At 36.8% G+C, this 777-nt stretch carries 1 protein-coding gene; it reads left to right on the forward strand.

Annotated features, from left to right (window positions below):
• On the forward strand, window positions 1-777 hold a 777-nt coding region (locus NNN71_RS24780; RefSeq protein ID WP_271459603.1), incomplete at both ends, for a CDP-glycerol glycerophosphotransferase family protein.

A 777-nucleotide genomic window follows, 5' to 3' on the forward strand; every position in this document is an offset into this window, starting at 1 on the left:
ACAATAAATAATAAACAAGTAGCGTTAACTTGTGGTGGAAAGCAGCATAAAGAAGGCTTGACCGGTCAAAATATTGTTAACTTCTTTAAGAGTCAAGTGCCCAATTATGTTGTTGAAAATGAGCATTCAGGTGCTTGGGTATTTATGGATCGAGATTTTCAGGCTGATGATAATGCTGAACACCTCTATCGCTATGTGATGCATAATCATCCTGATAGGAATATTTATTTTGCATTGAATAGAGATTCTCATGACTGGCAACGGTTAGAGCTTGAAGGCTTTAGATTGCTAGCTTTTGGAAGCGAACGGCATCTTGAAATATTGAAATCCTGTTCAAAAATTGTTAGTTCTAATGCAGATCATTGCGTAGTAAATTTACTTGGTCCTAAGATGCTTGCGGGAAGGCACTTTGTGTTTCTCCAGCATGGAGTTATTCATAATGATCTATCAACATGGTTAAACCAAAAAGAAAATATTGACTGCTTTGTTACTTCATCTCCTTTAGAGTATGAATCAATAGCTGGTGACGGGAGTAAGTACAAATATTCTGAAAAAGAGGTCGTTTTAACCGGGTTACCTCGTCATGATTATTTAGTAAAGAACAACCATAAACCGGAGAATGTTATTCTGGTTATGCCAACATGGCGTGCCGATATTGTAGGTAAATCTGATCTAGGTGGGCATAGCCGAAGTGTTAATGAAGCATTTTTAGAAACTGAGTTTGCTCGTTGCTGGTTATCATTATTAAGTTCAAATAAATTCAAATCTGTCTTGGAG

The sequence above is a fragment of the Kluyvera sp. Awk 3 genome (assembly GCF_028069715.1).
Lineage (GTDB): Bacteria > Pseudomonadota > Gammaproteobacteria > Enterobacterales > Enterobacteriaceae > Kluyvera > Kluyvera georgiana_A.